Source organism: Pacificispira spongiicola (assembly GCF_012926505.1).
Classification (GTDB): domain Bacteria; phylum Pseudomonadota; class Alphaproteobacteria; order UBA8366; family Aestuariispiraceae; genus Pacificispira; species Pacificispira spongiicola.
Window position 1 is genome coordinate 75,313 of sequence record NZ_JABBNT010000004.1, and the last position, 18,557, is coordinate 93,869.

The 18,557-nt window shown below is 61.9% G+C and carries 14 protein-coding genes; 5 read left to right on the forward strand and 9 right to left on the reverse strand.

Annotation, left to right across the window (positions count from 1 at the left end):
- Positions 1 to 36: 36 nt before the first annotated feature.
- Positions 37 to 711, forward strand: a complete 675-nt coding sequence (locus tag HH303_RS13445) for a Crp/Fnr family transcriptional regulator (RefSeq protein ID WP_169625890.1) — start codon at positions 37 to 39, stop codon at positions 709 to 711.
- 155 nt (positions 712 to 866) lie between these two features.
- On the forward strand, positions 867 to 1,871 hold the full coding sequence (gene moaA, locus HH303_RS13450; protein WP_169626327.1) for a GTP 3',8-cyclase MoaA: 1,005 nt from the start codon (positions 867 to 869) through the stop codon (positions 1,869 to 1,871).
- A 15-nt stretch (positions 1,872 to 1,886) separates the two neighbouring features.
- Here the strand turns inward: moaA and HH303_RS13455 are convergent, their stop codons facing one another.
- The 6 genes from HH303_RS13455 to HH303_RS13480 form a co-directional block, all read right to left on the reverse strand.
- Complete coding sequence (locus tag HH303_RS13455; RefSeq protein WP_227421824.1) at positions 1,887 to 2,798, reverse strand: alpha/beta hydrolase; 912 nt, start codon at positions 2,796 to 2,798, stop codon at positions 1,887 to 1,889.
- Between the two features lie 62 nt (positions 2,799 to 2,860).
- The gene (locus tag HH303_RS13460; protein ID WP_169625891.1) at positions 2,861 to 4,342 is read right to left on the reverse strand and encodes a carnitine 3-dehydrogenase; all 1,482 of its coding nucleotides are present in this window, start codon (positions 4,340 to 4,342) and stop codon (positions 2,861 to 2,863) included.
- A 131-nt stretch (positions 4,343 to 4,473) separates the two neighbouring features.
- Positions 4,474 to 6,051 (reverse strand): ABC transporter substrate-binding protein, encoded by a 1,578-nt coding sequence (locus HH303_RS13465; RefSeq protein ID WP_227421825.1) that lies wholly within the window; start codon positions 6,049 to 6,051, stop codon positions 4,474 to 4,476.
- A gap of 29 nt (positions 6,052 to 6,080) precedes the next feature.
- Positions 6,081 to 6,974, reverse strand: coding sequence for a BKACE family enzyme (locus HH303_RS13470; protein ID WP_169625892.1), 894 nt, complete (start codon positions 6,972 to 6,974; stop codon positions 6,081 to 6,083).
- Positions 6,975 to 7,082: 108 nt separating this feature from the next.
- A complete protein-coding gene (locus HH303_RS13475; RefSeq protein ID WP_169625893.1) occupies positions 7,083 to 8,210 on the reverse strand; it encodes a glycine cleavage T C-terminal barrel domain-containing protein in 1,128 nt (375 codons plus the stop codon).
- 406 nt (positions 8,211 to 8,616) lie between these two features.
- Positions 8,617 to 9,021 carry a tellurite resistance TerB family protein gene (locus HH303_RS13480; protein ID WP_169625894.1) on the reverse strand — a complete coding sequence of 135 codons (405 nt, stop codon included), beginning with the start codon at positions 9,019 to 9,021 and terminating at the stop codon, positions 8,617 to 8,619.
- A gap of 225 nt (positions 9,022 to 9,246) precedes the next feature.
- Here HH303_RS13480 and HH303_RS13485 point away from each other — a divergent pair, with 225 nt between their 5' ends.
- From HH303_RS13485 to HH303_RS13495, 3 genes are all read left to right on the forward strand, one after another.
- Positions 9,247 to 9,594 carry a hypothetical protein gene (locus HH303_RS13485; protein WP_169625895.1) on the forward strand — a complete coding sequence of 116 codons (348 nt, stop codon included), beginning with the start codon at positions 9,247 to 9,249 and terminating at the stop codon, positions 9,592 to 9,594.
- Between the two features lie 7 nt (positions 9,595 to 9,601).
- Positions 9,602 to 11,074 carry a methyl-accepting chemotaxis protein gene (locus HH303_RS13490; RefSeq protein ID WP_169625896.1) on the forward strand — a complete coding sequence of 491 codons (1,473 nt, stop codon included), beginning with the start codon at positions 9,602 to 9,604 and terminating at the stop codon, positions 11,072 to 11,074.
- Positions 11,075 to 11,171: 97 nt separating this feature from the next.
- Positions 11,172 to 12,125 (forward strand): AEC family transporter, encoded by a 954-nt coding sequence (locus tag HH303_RS13495; protein ID WP_169625897.1) that lies wholly within the window; start codon positions 11,172 to 11,174, stop codon positions 12,123 to 12,125.
- Here the strand turns inward: HH303_RS13495 and HH303_RS13500 are convergent.
- The 3 genes from HH303_RS13500 to pepN form a co-directional block, all read right to left on the reverse strand.
- Complete coding sequence (locus HH303_RS13500) at positions 12,106 to 14,862, reverse strand: ATP-dependent DNA helicase (RefSeq protein WP_319637413.1); 2,757 nt, start codon at positions 14,860 to 14,862, stop codon at positions 12,106 to 12,108. The genes HH303_RS13495 and HH303_RS13500 overlap by 20 nt on opposite strands.
- Before the next feature lie 23 nt (positions 14,863 to 14,885).
- Entirely contained in the window at positions 14,886 to 15,761 is an 876-nt protein-coding gene (locus HH303_RS13505; RefSeq protein ID WP_227421826.1) for a protein-methionine-sulfoxide reductase heme-binding subunit MsrQ, read from the reverse strand.
- A 113-nt stretch (positions 15,762 to 15,874) separates the two neighbouring features.
- On the reverse strand, positions 15,875 to 18,508 hold the full coding sequence (gene pepN / locus HH303_RS13510; protein WP_169625898.1) for an aminopeptidase N: 2,634 nt from the start codon (positions 18,506 to 18,508) through the stop codon (positions 15,875 to 15,877).
- Between the last annotated feature and the right edge of the window lie 49 nt (positions 18,509 to 18,557).

The window sequence follows — 18,557 nt, forward strand, 5'->3', positions numbered from 1 at the left end:
TACAATGTCCCGTGTTCCGAGGAGCGGATTGAGCTGATGGCTGACGCGAAAGACACCGCCTGGATAGAGTCTTTTCCGGCGCTGAAGGACCTTCCGGAAACGGAAAGGCGACTGCTGGTGGAACGCGGGTCCGTGATCGACATTCCGGCGGGAACGACGGTTTTCGCGCCCGGGGTGGCTGCGGAAAATTTCCTGCTTGTGATAGACGGGACGGTCCGGGTGCAGCAAGTATCCGCCGGCGGTCGTGAAATCGTCCTGTATCGCGTGTCCGGCGGGGAGACCTGCATCATGACGACAAGCTGTCTGATGGCGGAGGAAGCCTATACTGCTGAAGGTATTACTGAGACAGATGTGCGTGCGGTCGCCATTCCGAAGACGGTTTTCGAGGAACTTCTAGTCCTGTCGCCGGGCTTCCGGCGTATCGTGTTTTCCGCCTATGCCAACCGCATTTCCGATGTCATGCATGTCGTGGAAGACGTTGCCTTCGAACGGTTGGACAAGCGACTCGCCCAGCGGTTGCTGGACCGGGCGGGCAGTGACGATATCGTCCGGGCGACACAGCAGGAATTGGCGGCGGAGCTGGGCACGGCGCGGGAGGTCGCGAGCCGCCTTTTGAAGGAATTCGAACGCCGTGGATGGGTTGCCCTGACGCGCGGTCAGGTCGCCCTGCGCGACCGCGATGCCTTGCATCGGGCGGCGACGGCGGAATGATCCGTCCGGGTTGGGCCGAGTTGGGTCGGGCCGGTTGAATTGGCCGGGTCGGCGCCCTATTGTCTGTCGTAGAATGAAGCCGCGGACCGCAGGCGCGGTCGCAGCAAAGGATACAGATTTTGACAAGTTCGACTGTCACGACGGACGCCTCCCAGATGGATGCCCCCTTGATCGACCCGTTCGGTCGGGCGATCCATTATTTGCGCGTTTCCGTGACGGATCGCTGTGACTTCCGTTGTGTTTATTGCATGTCGGAGGACATGAGCTTCCTTCCCAAGAAGGAAATTCTGACGCTGGAGGAATTGGACCGTGTTTCCTCCGCCTTCATCCGGACCGGCGTGCGGAAGCTGCGGATCACCGGCGGCGAACCGCTGGTGCGCCGGGATATCATGACCCTGTTCAAATCGCTGGGCCGTCACCTGGACAGCGGCGCGCTAGACGAATTGACCGTGACGACGAACGGCAGCCAGTTGGCGAAATACGCGGCGGATCTTTATGCCTGCGGTGTGCGCCGGGTAAACGTTTCCCTCGACACGCTGGATTCCGACAAGTTCGCGGCGATCACGCGCTGGGGGCGGCTCAATCAGGTCATGGACGGTCTGGACGCGGCGAAAAAGGCCGGGCTGCAGATCAAGATCAACGCCGTGGCGCTGAAGGGCGTGAACGATGTTGAAATCCACGACATGGTCGCTTGGTGTGGCGACAACGGGTTCGATCTGACCCTGATCGAAGTCATGCCGATGGGCGATATCGGTAACGAGGCGCGTCTGGATCAGTATTGGCCGCTCAGCATGGTTCGATCCGAACTCGAATCCCGCTGGACGCTGGAAGACAGTGACTACGCAACCGGCGGACCGGCGCGTTATGTGCGTGTCAAGGAAACCGGCGGGCGGATCGGCTTCATCACGCCGTTGACGCATAATTTCTGTGAAAGCTGCAACCGGGTTCGGTTGGACTGCACCGGCATGCTGTATATGTGCCTGGGGCAGGACGACTCGGCGGACCTGCGTGCCGCAGTGCGCGCGTCTGAATCGGACCATGTCCTGGACGACGCGATCCGCGAAGCGATTTCCCGCAAGCCGAAGGGCCACGATTTCATTATCGACCGACGGCGGGGCGCGAAAAGCGTCGCCCGTCATATGAGCGCGACCGGCGGCTGATCCGCCAAACCCAGCTCAACTGTTCGCGAAACCAGCGATGCGGCGGCAGATTTCCGCAAAACTATCCCTGGCACGGCGGCTTGAATGTCGGGCACGCAGATAGGCATGGACCAATTGCGGTTCGTTCCGATAGACCGCGTCGACCCCGGCGGCGGTCAGCCTGTCCGCGAACAGTTTTCCGTCGTCCCGGATCGGGTCGATATCCGCCGTAACGATGAAGGCGGATGGCAGACCGGTATAGTCCTGCGCGGTCAGTGGCACGGCCTCCGGGTCGTTCTGCAATTGCGCCAAATCGCCGCCGACATAATGATGCAGATATTGCGCGACCTCGTCGGTGCGCAACATCGGCGCTTCCGCATTGTCGATATAGGACGGCAGAGTCGGGTCTATCCCCAGACCTGGATAGATCAGTACTTGCCCGGCGGGCATGGGACCGTTCAACCGGCGCATCCGGAAACACAGGGCGGCGGCCAGGGTTCCCCCGGCGCTGTCGCCGATCACGATCCCGGGTCGGGTTTCGGCGATTGAGCGCCAGACGATTTCCACATCGTCCAATTGGGCCGGATAACGGTGTTCCGGCGACAATCGATAGGCGACAGCGATGGTCTCCAACCCGGTTTCGGCGCAGATGTCGGCGCAAATGTCGTCATGGCTGTCCAACCCGCCAACAACGAAGCCGCCGCCATGCAGATACAGGGCGACGGCGTTTCCCGTCGGGTCGGCAGGTTTATAGCGGCGGATCGGGACTGGGCCGATCCGCGAATCTTCCACCGAAACGCCGGCCGGTCGGTCCGCCTTGAACCCCCGGCACAGCGCGTCATAAACGCGGCGGATTTCTTCCGTACTCGCCGGGTCGGTATCCGGTGGATAGAGTTTCCCGGTCTTACGAATGAATGCCAGGATTTCGGGGTCGTTGACCATGGTCATGATTTCATTGCCTTTCCGACCCCGATTTCCCGTCGGTCATATGCGACCGTAATGTCGGGCCCTTAAATTGTTCGGATCGGGCGCCCGGCGAATTCCGGTGTGCCGATGCCGCCATGCGCGCGCGCGATGGTTTCCACCCGGTCGGTGACCGGCGATTCCATCGGGCAGGCGCGGGCTTCTTCGGTATTCACGTGCAACAGCATGTGTTCGCCGGTGCAAACCACGTCGCCCGCCTCGTTCAGAACTTCATGCAGGATGCGCAGACGCTTTTCGTCCTTGCCCAGCAAGCGAGTGTAGAGCGTCAGCTTTTCACCGGCTTTGCATTCCCGGACATGGCGGATGTGGGTTTCGACCGTATAGATCGACAGACCGCGCTTGCGATAGGTTTCGTCCATGCCGATGAAGATCAGGAAAGCATCGGTACCGTCGGCCAGAACTTGCAGATAACGGAATTCGGTCATGTGACCGTTATAGTCGACCCAATCGCCCCGTACCTGCGTCGAATACAATTGCAGCGGCTTGCCGTCTTCGATCTCCGTCTTCGCGGAACCGGCATGGGCTTTGGCATAGAAACGGTTTTCCATTTCCTTCAGCGATTGACCGGCGCCCCAGTCATTTGCCTTCAATGCCTGCAGGATTCCGACAAGGTTGTCGTCGCGGATACGTTCCAATTCACGGATCGTGTATTTTCCGGATTGCTCGTCGGACTGGGTCGCGATCATCTCAACTAGTTCGTCGGTCAGTTCCGGCACATCCATCAGTTTCGTCCAGGGCCAGGACAGGCACGGGCCGAACTGGGCGATGAAGTGGCGCATGCCCGCTTCCCCACCGGCGACGCGATAGGTTTCGAACAGACCCATCTGCGCCCAGCGCAGACCGAAACCGAAGCGGATGGCGTCGTCGATTTCCTCGGTCGTCGCGATCCCGTCCTTGATCAGCCATAGGCCCTCGCGCCAGACGGCTTCCAGGAAACGGTCGGCGATATGGGCGTCGATTTCCTTACGGACATGCAGCGGCTTCATGCCGACTTCGGTCAAGAAGGCGGCGGCGCGGTCCAGGGCTTTCGGATCATTCTTTTCCGTGCGGACCAGTTCCACCAGCGGCAGCAGATAAACCGGGTTGAACGGATGGGCGACGAAAATGCGTTCCGGATGTTTCGCCCCGTCCTGCAGTTCCGACGGTTTGTAGCCGGATGTCGACGACCCGATGAGGGCGCCCTTTTTGGCCGTAGCCTCGATTTCCGCGAAGACCTTGTGTTTGATGTCCAGGCGTTCGGGAACGCTCTCCTGGATGTAGTCGGCATCCTTCACCGCGTCCGCGATCGTATCGTGGAAGGTCAGCGTGCCCATTTCGCCCAGCGGCGGCAGCAGCATTTTCGCATAGGCGCGTTCGGCATTCGCCAGGATCTCGCTCATGATCCGCTTGGCTTCGGGATGGGGGTCGTACACCGCCACGTCGATCCCGTTCAGAAGGAACCGCGCGACCCAGCCACCGCCGATAACACCGCCGCCGATTGCGGCCGCCTTTTTTACTCCATGCGCCATTTTATGCTCTTTCGATACCGTGACAGCCGGAATTCGATGGTCCGGCATTCCATATTGCCGGTGGATGGATAAAGCGCCCTGTCCGGCATTTCAATCCAGCCCCCGAATTTCAAAACCCTTCGTATTTCCCTTCAGACAGCGCTCCACCATCGTTCGACGAGCTTCCAGCCGTCCAGGAACCGATCCGATGCGACCGGGCCATGCGCGACCTTGTCGTTTCGGGCGTCGATATAGTTCAGGAACATCGGCACGATGGTGCCGCCGTCGTCGCGACACAGGATCTGCATCTCGCGATACATTTCCCGCCGCAGGTCTTCGTTCAGTTCCGTGCGGGCCGCCGACAGCAACGTATCGAACCGATCATTGCGCCAATGGCTTTCATTCCATTCGGAGTCACCGGCATACACCGTGGAGAACATCAAATCCTCCGTCGGGCGTCCGTTCCAATAACTCAGGACGAATGGCTTTTTCAGCCAGACATTGGTCCAGTACCCGTCATCCGGCTCGTGCAGCAGGTCGATTTCGATACCGACCGCCGCGGCATGTTCCCGGAACAGCACGGCAAGATCGACGGAGCCGGTTCCGGCGGCGTCGGCGGCGGACAAGGTCAGTTCCAGCCGGGTATGCCCCGCCTTTTTCAAGTGGTACCGCGCCTTGTCCGGATCGTAAGTTCGTTGTTCCAAATCCGCGGCGTGAAAGCGATTGGCCGGGGCGATCGGATGATCGTTGCCCAGGGCGCCATGGCCGAGCAGGATTTTTTCCAACAATTCCGTACGGCCGATCGCGTGTTTCAGGGCCAGCCGCACATTCACGTCGTCGAAGGGCGGTGTGTCGCAGAACATCGGGATCGCGCTATGCGCCGTGCCGGTCACTTCGACCAAACTCAAATTCGGCTGGCTTTCCAGCAGGTGTAAGACATGACGGTCGACACTGTTGATGACGTCGACTTCGCCGGTCAGCAGCGCGCTCTGCCGCGCCGTCAAGTCGTTGATGGTCAGCAATTCCGCCGTATCGAACCAGGCGCGGCCCGCCTTCCAATAGTCGTCGCGCCTCTTCAGGCGGACGATGACGCCGGGATCGTGTTCTTCCAGCGTATAGCCGCCGGTGCCCAGACCGGATTGCCAATTCAGGCTGCCGTCCGGATTGGCCGGCATAACGACCAGATGATAGTCGGCGGCGATGAAGGGAAAGTCGGCATTGCCGCTTTCCAGTTCGAACACGACCGTGTTCGGCCCATCCGCTCGGATATCCGTGATCTGGGCCAGCAGCGACTTGACGCCGGACGTACTGTCCGCGCCGCGATGATGGTTGAAGGAGGCAATAACATCCGACGCGGTGAGAGCCCGCCCGTCGCCGAAACGTGCTTCGCTGCGGAGCGGGACGGTCCACACCCGCGCATCCGCGCTGGGATTGAAGCTTTCCGCCAATTCCGGGACCGCGTTCCCGTCCGCGTCGATTTCCGCAAGATTGTTGCAGACGGCCAGCATCGCCGTGACGATCGGACCGGACGCAAAACTCGCGGGATCCAGCGAATCCGATACCGCCCCGCCGGATTGCCCGATACGGATCGTGCCGCCGTGTTTTGGGGACGCCGCCCGGACAGGCCGCGCGAAGGGCAGGGACGAACCGGCGCCAAGAAGTCCCGCCGTGCCGACGCTGTATGCGCCGGTTTGCAGGAAATCGCGACGGTTCATCCCGTGCCGCATCATCAGGTCCACCGTTTAAGGCGACCGTTCCGTTAGCCGCGCTTTTTCAAGTTTAGTTTCGCGCGAACTTCCGCCGGGGTCAAAATGTTGACGTTCATGGCCGACAGGATCGTGTTGGCGCGGGCCACCAGATCCCCGTTGGACGCCTTCACGCCCTTTTCCAGCCAGATATTGTCTTCCAGACCGACGCGGACGTTGCCGCCGGTCAGAACCGCCTGCGCGACATAGGGCAGTTGCATCCGACCGATGGTGAACATGGAGAAGACCCAATCCTTCGGAATGTTGTTCACCATGGCCATCAGGGAATTCGGGTCGTTCGGCGCGCCGTAGGGAATACCCATGCACAACTGCACCAGAACCGGGTCGTTCAGGATCAGGCCTTCGTCGACCAATTCCTTGCACAGCCACAGGTGACCGGTGTCGAACACCTCGACCTCCGGCTTCACGCCGCAATCGCGGATGCGCGCGGCCATGGCACGCAGCATGCCGGGCGTGTTCGTCATGACATAGTCGGCTTCGGCGAAGTTCATCGTGCCGCAGTCCAGCGTGCAGATTTCCGGCAGCAATTCTTCGACATGCGCGACGCGTTCCGTGGCGCCGGCCATGTCCGTGCCGTTACCCAGCGGTAGCGGGGATTCGACATTACCCAGGATCAGGTCGCCGCCCATGCCCGCCGTCAGGTTCAGAATGACATCGGTGTCGGACGACCGGACGCGATCGACGACTTCCTTATACAGGGCGACATCGCGCGCGGGCGCGCCGGTTTCGGGATCTCGCACATGGATATGGGCGATCGCCGCGCCTTCCTTGGCGGCTTCGATACAGGCTTCCGCGATTTGTTTCGGCGTTACCGGAACTTTGTCGCTTTTTTTGTGGCTCTGTCCCGATCCGGTCACGGCGCAGGTAATAAAGGCATCGAAGTTCACGGTGTTTCCCCATGGTTGAACGTAAAACGATGGCAGAGCATAGGGGAAAGACCCGAGAATTGATTTGCGTAATTCGCCAATGACTTTGCGGAATCCGACAAGTCCCGATCACGCGAAAGGCAGGGTCGATAGCACTATCTTGCGCCGTCCTTCCGCCAGATCGACGAACAGGTCGGATGCGGTGTCGGCCAATTCGACTTGCGCCAGACCGACTCCTATATTCTTGCCCAGCCGCCGGGAATGCGCGACCTCGCTGACGATGCCGACCTGTTCGGCTTGGTCCGATGTACCTTGCATCAGGGGAAGGGGATGTTCGTTGCCGGAGATCGGTGTTCCGTCGATGACAACGCCCACCCGGCGGCGACGCGGGCCGCGATCCCGGATCGATTTGAGCGCATCTTTCCCGATGAAATCGTGTGAACCGTCCAGGTCGATCATGGCGTCGAAACCCATTTCGAACGGATCGGTCGGCAGCGTCTGTCGCCGGATATCCGCACCATAGGAAATCAACCCGCTTTCCAACCGTTCGATATCGTTCGGGGCACCGGGGCCGATGCCGAAGGATGCCCCCACCCGTTTGACCTTGTCCCAGAGCGCACTGCCCCGGCTACCATCCATCAGATACAGTTCATATCCACCCTGTTTCGACCAGCCGGATCGCGCGACGACCAGCGGGATACCGTCCAATTCGGTTTCCCGGAACCAGAAATAGCGCAGGTCGCGGATCCAATCGCCGATCAGGGCGGCGGTGACGTCGGCGGCTTTCGGTCCTTGAATGGCCAACGGGGAGACGTCGGGTTCCGACACGGTGACGTCCAGGCCGCGTTCTTTCGCGATGGCGCCTGCCCAAAGGACTAGGTCGCTGTCGGCAATGGACAGCCAATAGCGGTCTTCCGAGAGCTTCAGTAGCACCGGATCGTTGATCAGCATGCCGTCGTGATCGCAGATCGGCACGTAGCGGCCTTGACCGACCTTGGTGGCGTTCAGGTTGCGCGGCGTCAACAACTGCGCCAGCCGTCCGGCATCCGGTCCGGCCATTTCGACTTGCCGTTGGGCTGCCACGTCCCACATCGCGACCCCGTTCAGCAATCGGTCGTATTCCGCATCCGGATCGCCGAAATTTCCGGGGATGAACATGTGGTTATAGACGGAAAAGGACCGGACGCCGTCCGCGACGGTCGCGTCGAAATAGGGCGATTTGCGGATATTGGGGCCGATATGGATTTGGTAGCTCACGAACGGTTCCTTTGCGGCAGAAGGCGGGTCGGATTCAGGTCGGTTAGCATTTAGGCAAAAAAAATTGCCCGGACAAGAAGTCCGGGCAAGTTGAACAGGGAGGCTTCACGTCTGGGAGACGTAGGGCCGGGCCGATGGGGACATCGCCCGGCGGTCGCTGCAATGCAGCAACTGAAGCGCCCTCTACATAAGGGTGCCGGCCCGGCTCGCCTAGAGTCAAAACGGCACGGCGGGTATGCATTTTCCGCATGGCTTTTCGGCGGCACATTACAGATTTGCGACACCTGCCTGGAAAGTATTCAAATTCAGATATTTAACGATATGAAACGGCAAACAGGGCGCGATCAGCCCTGTTGCCGGAAAGTCACTGTCTGTCGGGTTCTCGCCGCCGGACGGCGATAGCTAGTCAGACGAAGGTATAGCGGGCGCGCGCGCCGCGTTCGATCCCGGTGCAGATCAAGCGGTCGAGTTCCAGGCTTTGGCGGATCATCTGCAACAGGTTCAGTTCCTCATCCGTCGCTTTCAGGTCCGATGCCGCGACCTCCACGGCCAGGGCATAGGCGGTCTCACGCAAGCTGACGGGAAGCCCGGCTTTCATTTCGCGCAGGATGCGCTCCAGCCCGTCCTCATCGTCCAGCTTCGCGAGGCAGGTCTCTGCGATACGGGGAAGGCGGGCGAGGTCGAAATCCTGAAACACGGGCAGCGTCGTGACGATCTTGCCGATCGCTTCCAGTTCCGTGTCGGCGACGGAGGCATCCGCGGCGGCCATGGTCACCATCCCGTGGATCAACGCCTCATGCATGTCGAGCATAAAAGATATTCCCTTTCTACTTGTATCGTCGCTAAGCGTGGAAGTCACAATCCTACATGAATTGCGGCTCCGACATGTAGTGCGGTTTCCGGCATCGTTAAAGGTTATATTAATCCTTCTGCACTACATTGTAGCATCCGCAAGCCCCCACTATTCTTTACAGACGGCTTGCGGATTTCATGAGTGACCGGGCCAATGCTTGGGATTGCTCGTCCAAGATACGGAATGAACGATACGATCATGCGCATGGCTTTGTCCATTGCTGCGCTCGGTCTTGCGATGCTTGTCACGTTGACGGTGTTGCCGCGACAGGGCGCAGGTCAACTCGCGGTCGTCATACCGCCGTGGAAGCCGTTGGAAGAGACCATGGCGGCCTTGATCGATATGGATCTTCGTCTGGTGCGTCCAGGTTTGGGCGACCGTATCGTTATTGTCGATACCCGTGGGGATTCCGATCTGCGCGCGGGGATCAGCGATCTCGGATTGATTTTGATCGATCCGAAGGTCATCGGCGCTTGCGCCGCATTGGTGAATTCTAGCCAGGTCGGCCTTGATCGGCCCAAAACCAAGTGAGGGTGATATGAGTACACAGGTCGCGGTACTGACATTGTCGGGTATTCGGAAGAAGGCGACCGGCTTCGCCGTTCTTTATCTCTGGGCGCATGTGCCGCTGATTGCGGCGCTCGCATGGTGGAACGACTCCGATACCATCCCGTTGACCGTGGCGATGGCCCTGTTCGCCCTGCTGGTAACGATCGACCGCCGCCGGGATCCGGTGGGTGAAAGTGTGCAGCTTGCCGCCGCCGCTGCAATGGCCGTAACGGTCGGCATGATCGTCTATATCCTTGCCGGTCATCTGTGGCAGATTGACATGCATATGTACTTTTTCGCGGCCTTCGCCCTGACGGCGGTATTCTGCAATTGGAAGGTCATCCTGGTCTATGCAGGGGTCGTGGCGGTACATCATCTTGCGCTGAATTTCCTGCTGCCAGTTGCGGTTTTCCCGGAAGGCGCGGATTTCTGGCGGGTTGTGCTGCATGCCGTCATCGTTGTGGTTCAGGCGGTCGCACTGGTCTGGCTGGTCGTGACGTTGGAACGCGCCTTCGCGGCTTCCGAAAAAGCGCTGGACGCCGTTCGCGCGGCGAACGAGGATTCCCGGCGCATGTCGGAAGAAAATCAACGGGCGGAACAAAAAGCCCAGGAACAACAGCAGGCGGAACGCCTGCGCCTGGCGCAGACATTCGAAGCGGATGTCAGCACCGCCATCGCGCAGTTGAACGAGGCGATGGAAACCGCGCGCAAGGGGATCGCGGAGGCATTGACCTACAACGAAACCCTGGACCGCTCCGCTTCGACGGTTGGGGACACGGCGCAAAGCCTGAACGGGAATATCCAACTTGTTGCGACGGCGACGGAAGAGCTGACCGCCAGCGCGTCGGAGGTTGGCCAGCGCATGGCGGAAACCCTGACTATGGCACGCGACGCCGGGGCGGCCAGCAAACTGTCCGAGGAAAAGGGGCAAGCCCTCGCCGACGCGTCCAACCGGATCGAGGAAGTCATAGGCCTGATCGCCGAGATTGCGGACCAGACCAACCTGCTGGCACTGAACGCGACCATTGAGGCAGCGCGGGCCGGGGATGCGGGCAAGGGGTTCGCTGTCGTGGCGACGGAGGTCAAGAATCTGGCCGAACAGACCGCGCGGGCGACGGAAGATGTCCGCAACGAGGTCAACGCCATCGTATCCGCAATTGGAGAGGTGAATTCGGCCCTGAAAGCAGTGACCGACAAGAACCGGGAGATGTCTGGTGTGTTCGAGTCGGTTTCCTCGGCGGTCGAGGAGCAACTGTCATCAACGCGCGAAATCGCGGTCAACACGCAACGCGCGGCGGCGGAAACGTCTGAAATGACCGACGCCATGGCCGGGATGCAAAAGACGACAGAAGATGCCAGCCAGACCATGTCGACGGTTCAGGACGTGACCGGCCATCTGGAAAGCGTGGTGCGGACAGTCGACGAGCGATCGCGGGCTTTCCTGACAGCGGTTCGAACTTAAGCGCGGAATTTAGGCGGGCTTTGCTGGCCCGCCCGGATTTTCTGTTTTGACGCACGGCGGACTCGACAAGGTGGCCGTCCGACCGTAAGCGTAGGCGATGCAGGCAATTCTCGACGTTTCCATTCCCGTTTTCGCCATCATCCTGACCGGCTTTCTGGCCGGACGCTTCAAGCTGTTGGGACAGGATTCGACGGCGGCGCTGAACGGATTCGTCTATTTCATCGCCTTGCCCGCGCTGTTCGTGTCTTCGACCGCGACATCGCCGGTGCGCGAGGTTCTGGATTGGTCGCTGTTCGGGGTCGTGATCGGCGGATATGTCGCGACGGCCATTCCGGTCGCGATCATCGCGCGGATGTTCTTTTCCAAACGCATCGGGGAAGTCACCCTGCATACCGGGTCATCGGTTTTCGCGAATAACGGCTATATGGGGATTCCCCTGGCACTCGCGGCTTTCGGCGACGGCGCGATGACGGCCATCGTCGCCTCGGTCATCGCGAATATCGTGCTCGTGCTCGGCGTTGCCAGCGCGTTGATGGAGGTCGATCGGACCGGCGCCACGGGGCCGCGCATGATCGTCGATGCCTTCCGGGGGCTCGTGCGCAGCCCGCTTCTTTGGGCCTTCGCGATCGGCATGGTGATTTCGGCGGCGGGCCTGACCATTCCCAGCCCGGCCTTGCGTTTCATGGAAATGCTGGGCAGTGCCGCAAGCCCCTGCGCGCTGTTCGCCATGGGCTTGTTCCTGGTCGGGCAGGCGGTGCACAAGGGCGCGGGGGAGGTCGTTTGGATTTCCGCGATCAAACTGTTCGTCCATCCGGCGGCGACCTGGCTGATCGCGCAATATCTGATCGATGTGAATGCGGTTCAGGAAGGCGTGTCCGTTCTGATGGCGTCCCTGCCGACGGGCGGTCTGATCTTCGTCCTGGCGCAGCGCTACGGCGTCTATGTCCAGCGGGCGACGGCGGTGATCCTGGTATCGACGATCGTGTCCGTCGTTACCGTATCCTATGTGCTGCAATACTATGTCCCGATCGTCAGGGCGTATCTGGGCTGAGGAATCCGGCAACGGTTTCCACCGCCTGTTTCAAGCCGATCCGTTCTACAGCGACCCCGTCCGGGAAGGCGCCCAGCAGGCGCGACGGCATGCGGGAATCCAGCAAGACGAACACACCGCGATCCGTCGCCCGGCGGATCAGACGACCGAAGGCCTGTTTCAACTTCAACCGTGTCAGGGCGTCGTCATACTCCTTGCCGCCGAAATGCGCACGCCGCGCCTTATGCAGGATCGTCGGGCGCGGCCAGGGCACACGGTCGAAGACGATGAGGCGCAGACTGTCGCCCGGTACATCGACCCCGTCACGGATCGCGTCGGTCCCCAATAGGCAGCTATGCGGCTCCGCCCGAAACATGTCGATCAAGGTCGGCAGGTTCAACGCGTCCACATGCTGCGCCAGCAGGTCGATGCCTTCGCTTTCCAAATCTTCCGCGATCCGGCTATAGACGGCGCGTAGCCGGGCAATTGCCGTAAACAGTCCTAACGCCCCGCCGCCGGATGCCTGGAACAGCGCGCGATAGGCGGCGGCGACCTGGGCGACGTCGTTGCGGTTCACATCGGTGACGATCAGCACCTTGGTGTTCGCCGGATAGTCGAACGGTGAGGGTACCCGCGCGCGGATCGGCGCGGCGGGCAGGAAATCCGTGCCGGCGCGGCGTTCCGCCGATTTCCAATCCGCCTCCGCATCGCCGGACCCGTCGGTCAGCGTCGCGGAGGTCAGCAGGGTTCCGTGACTGTTGACCAGAACCGTTTCCGCGAAGGGGAAGGTCGGGTCGATCCAATGGCGGCGCATGCCGACATCGAGATCGCGCCCGTCGATGCGGTCGACATCGAACCAGTCGACGAAACTGTCCGGCGTCGCGCCGTCCAGCGACTTGGTCATATTCACCGCCGCCGCGGCGTAATCGATCACGCGATGTTGCAGGGACCGGCAAATCTGGTCGATGCGCGCCTTTTCCGCGCTTTCCAATTCCTCCGCTTCCTCGCTCAACCGCGCCAGCATACCGTTGCGCAGGTCGGTGGCGGCTTTCCCCAGGGATTGGAAAAGGGTTCCCGCAGCCTCCGCCGCGGCGACCAGGTCCGGGGCCGGATCGTTGGTTTCGACTTCCAGACCGAACGGTCCCTTCGCATCCAGGGACCGGGCATAGACTTGCCCGCGCACGGCGGCGAGGAATTGTTCGACCGGTCCCGTGCCGCGCCCGTCGGCAAGGCGGGTATGCCAGCCGTCGCCCGGCAATCCGGCGGCGGCGTACAGGAGCGCGTCCAGATGGCGGCGATTGTCTTCCTCTCCCAGCAGGTCTTCGCAACGGGCTTTCAGGCCGCGGGCGCGATTGCGTCCCGATCCTTCGCTGCCGCGCAGCCAACGGCGAAGCTCCGCCGTTTCCATGCCGGAAAGATGGGCGGAAAAGGCGCTGTCAGCGGCGTCGAAGACATGGTGTCCTTCATCGAAGACCAGCCGTGTCGTCCGTCCGCCGAGGTCGAGCGCCCCGCGTGCCGCCTGGACCATGACAAGGGCATGGTTGGCGACGACAAGGTCCGCCCGTCTGGCACGGCGGGTCGAATGTTCGATGAAGCAGCGCGAATAATGGGCGCAGGCTGTATAGATGCATTCGCCGCGCCGGTCGGTCAGGCCCGCGATGCGCCGCCCGCCGGTCAGATCGACCAGCCAGGCCGGGAAGTCGCCGCCGGTCATATCGCCGTCCCGCGTCGCCCCGACCCAGCGCGCCAACAGGCCCAAAGGCACCGCGTCGGCGGCACTGACCGCAACGCCGCGCGCCGTTTCTTCCATATTCAACAGGCATAGATAGTTTTCGCGGCCTTTGCGCAGGACGACCCGCTTTTCCTTTTCCTGTGCATTGGGGAACAGGCGGTCCAGTTCCGCGTCGATCTGATGCTGAAGGTTCCGTGTATAGGTCGACAGCCAGACCGGCCCTTCGTTCTTTTCCGCCCAGACGCTGGCCGGTGCGATATAGCCCAGTGTCTTGCCGACGCCGGTGCCTGCTTCGGCCAGCACGACGGTGGGGGCGCCTTCCTCCCGTCGGGGCTGGAACACCGCGCTGACGGCGGAGGCATAGTCGGATTGAGAGGGCCGCGCCTCCGCTCCTTCGCCCAGAAGCTGGGACAGGCGCATGCGGGCTTCCGCCTCGTCGACGCCCCGGTCGCCGGGCGGTGGGGGCGGGGCCTCGTCCTGCCATTCGGGCAGGTCTTTCCAAACGTCCAGGCCGGATACCGGCGCACGCAGCGCCGCTTCCTCGCTATCCTCGCCCAGGGCGGCCAGAACCGCCGGACCCCAGGTCCAGCCACCGCGCACCATGGCGAAGGCCGTGCGCCGCGCTTTCGGGTCGCGGTCGGCGGTCGCCATCAGATGTTTCAGCAGGCGCTGCGCGGCGCGGGGCAGCAGGATGGCCTGATCTTCCAGGCTTTGCGGGATCGGCAGTTGCAAGGCTTCCGCCAGTCCGCGCGGCGTCGGAACGCAGAATCGGGCGGGGGCGGCGAAGGCGAAGAGTTCCAGCAGATCGAAGGCGCGGGACGGCTTGCCGCCGCCGATCCGGGCCGCCGTTGCCGGCGCGTGCAGCAGATAGACCGGCCCGCCGCTTTCCAGCCGCCGCGCCGCCGCGCGATGGGGCAGGCGTTCGATTTCGCCGTCTTCCGTCAGCCAGACGCAGTCATGCACCCCGGCGACCAAGGCCGGGGCCGCTTCCAGCATCAAGGTCGGGGCCGCACACATGGCTGCCATATCGCCGGATTCCGACGGGACCCTCAAGCACGGATGGAGGTTGACCCCCGCGATGATCTCTTTACCGACCGGCGTAGACGATCAAGAACCGGTTTGACCAAGGGCAGCGGCACCGTGACCAGTCCGACGATCAGCGTGATGACGGCAGGGCGCGGCCAGGGCGTCAGCATCAAATTGGCCTCCAACACCGCGCGCCAGGGGACGCCCGTCGCCGCGCCATACCACAGGGCTTCCGTCAGGGCAGCTGTCAGCGCCGCGCCGATTGCGACCATGGCCATGACGCTCGGGCTCTTTAGGGATGCGCCCATCCGATGGGCCAGACGCCATCCCATCAGCAGCAGCCAGAAACCGGTCATCAAGGCCGCTTCCGTCGCGTTGATTTTCGACTGCATGAAGAAATGCAGCAGCCCTAGGGCGACGAGGCCATAGACGATCCTGTGCAAGACCTGCCATCGCCGCCCCAGTCGCCGGATCATGGCATCGGTGGAGGTCGCGGCCAGGGCGGCGAGACCGAGTAGCGCGATGAACCCGATGGTCAGATAGGGCCGCAGAACGATTTCCGAAGCAACGTGCCCCAGCTTCCAGCCTTGATCGGGGATGAACAGCGCCAGATGCACGACGGCATAAGAGAAGGCGGTCAGACCGAGCATCCGGCGGACCGTGATAACGCGGTTCCAGCCGGTGATGCGCCGGACCGGCGTCATGGCAAGGGAGATCAACAGGAAACGCACGGCCCAATGGCCGGTACGATGAATCGTTTCCGTCAACGGCTTCGCGCCCAGGCCGCCGGTCGCGGCATCGACCGCGATCCACAGCGCCGGGGCGACAGCCAGGGTAAAGGCCGCCATGCGGAGCCAGTTGAACCGCCCGGCGCGGTCGTTCCATGGATAGTCGATCAAGGCACGTTCCTCCTGTTCGACAACAGGTAGGGGGCGGGGTAGCCGGAAACGACCCGTGTCACGCGGACGTTACCACGGTTTGATCGCCTCAAGCCCGACCCAAGAGGATGATCTTACCCCGCAAGCGACTTGGTCGCGATCTCCGTGCTGTCGCGGCTCAAGCCCTCCGTCTCGGCAAGGCGTTCCAGGGCCGTCTTCATCAACCGGGCGCGGTCCGCCGGGAGGCGACGCCACTGACCGAACGTGCCCAGAAGTCGCGCCGCGACCTGTGGGTTCAATCTGTCCAGTTCGATCAGCTTGTCGATCACGAAGTCGTAGCCGCTGCCGTCCGCCGCGTGGAACCGGATCGGATTGCCCATGGCGAAGCTGCCGATCAGGGCGCGGACCTTGTTCGGCTTCTTCATCGAAAATCGCGGATGGTCCAACAGGGCTTTCACCCGGTCCAACGTGTCGGGCAGTCCGCTCATGGCCTGGATGGCGAACCATTTGTCCATCACCTGCTCGTCGTCTTTGAAGCGGTCATGGAAATCGGCCAGCGCGGCTTCCCGTTCGGGTCCGGCGCATTCGGTCAGGACGGCCAGCGCCGCCATGCGGTCGGTCATATTGTCCGCGATATCGTACCGGGTCTTTGCCAGGGTCACGGCTTCCGGCGTTTCCGCCGCGCCTAAATAGATAAGCGCCGTATTGCGCAGCGCGCGGCGACCGGCGGCATCCGCGCCCGGATCGAAACGGCCGTCATCCGCCAATTCGGCATGCAGGCGGGACAGGTCGCGGGACAGGGTTTCACCGATCGCCTTGCGCAGGCGCTGTCGGGCCTCGTGAATTTCGTCCACCGCGACGGGGCGCATCTGCTCGGCCAGATAATCCTCGCTGGGCAGCGTGATCGCCAGGGACCGGAAGGCCGGGTCCAGGGAGGAATCGGTCAATATGCGACCGAAGGCGGCGATGAAGCCTTCATCCAGCACCGGTTCCCGCTTTTCCCGCAGGTCCGCCACCATGCCCAGCAGCAGCGCCGTTGCATATTGCTGCCCGGCCTCCCACCGCGCGAAGGGGTCGGGATCGTGACCCATCAGCAGGATCGACTCCGCGGCGCTGTATGGCGCCTTCAACACGATCGGCGCGGAGAAGCCACGATTCAACGACGGCACGGCGGCATTATCCACGCCCTCGAAAACGCAGGTCAGGCTGTCTTCATCCAGCATCAGGACGGTTTCCGCCCCCAAATCCTGCCCGTCGAGGATCAGATTGCAGGGTTTGCCGTCGCTGCCGACCAGCCCCATACGCATCGGGATCGGCAGGGCCTGCTTCTGCTTCTGCCCCGGCGTCGGTTCCGTTGCTTGCGTCAGGGTGAGCGTCAACGTTTTCGATGTCGCGTCATGCCGCCAGGACGCGGTTACTTTCGGGGTCCCCGCCTGCGAATACCAGGGCTTGAATCCGGTCATGTCCCGGCCGTTGGCGTCGGCCATGGCCGCGACGAAATCGTCGCAGGTGACGGCTTGCCCATCATGCCGCTCGAAATACAGCTTCATGCCCTTCTGGAAGCCGTCCTCGCCCAGCAGCGCATGCTGCATGCGAATGACCTCCGCACCCTTCTCATAGACTGTGGCCGTATAGAAGTTGTTGATTTCCATGTAGCTTTCGGGTCGTACCGGATGGGCCAGCGGTCCGGCGTCTTCCGGGAACTGGCGCGCGCGCAGCATGCGGACATCCTGAATGCGCTTCACCGCGCGGGACCGCATGTCGGCGGAAAATTCCTGATCGCGGAAGACGGTCAGGCCTTCCTTCAGGCTCAGTTGGAACCAGTCGCGGCAGGTCACGCGGTTGCCGGTCCAATTGTGGAAATATTCGTGGCCGACAATGGCTTCGATATTCGCGTAATCCGCATCGGTCGCGGTTTCCGGGTCGGCCAGGATGTATTTGGCGTTAAAGACGTTCAGGGATTTGTTTTCCATCGCGCCCATATTGAAATCGCTGACGGCGACGATGTTGAAAATGTCCAGGTCGTATTCCAGCCCGAACCGGTCCTCGTCCCATTTCATCGACCGCTTCAACGCATCCATGGCATAGGCGCAATAGGGCGCGTTGCCCGGTTCGACCCAGATTTTCAGGTCGACCTTGCGGCCGCTCATGGTCGTGAACGTGTCTTCGTAGGAATCCAGTTTTCCGGCGACGAGGGCGAACAGATAGCTGGGCTTCGGGAACGGGTCTTCCCAAACCGCCTCGTGCCGCCCGTCGCCAAGGTCGCGCTGCTCGACCAGATTGCCGTTCGACAGCAGGATCGGGCAGACGTCTTTCGACCCCCGGACGGTGACGCGATAGGTGCTCAACACATCGGGACGGTCGGGGAAATAGGTAATGCGGCGGAAACCTTCGGCCTCGCACTGGGTGCAGAAGATGCCGTTCGACTGATACAGGCCTTCCAGGCGCGTGTTTTCGACGGGATCGATCAGAACTTCCGTGGTCAGGGTGAATTTGGACGGTGCATCCGCCAAGGTCAGGCCCGTTTCCGTCACTGTATAGGCGTTATCGCCCAAGGGTTGGCCGTCGATGGTGATGCTTTTCAGGTCCAGTGCCTCGCCGTCCAGGGTGAGCGGTCCCGTCTGACCGGCGCTCCGTTCGATCTTCAGGTCCGCGCGCACTGTCGTCCCCGTGGGCGCGAGGTCGAAGCTCAGCGCCACCCCCGCGACCGCATAGGAGGGCGCGGCATATTCGGAAAGACGGATAACGGCGTGCTGTTCGGTTTTCATGGATCGCTCCGATTGAGAAAGGCTCGCGGACAGGATCGATTTTCGCGGC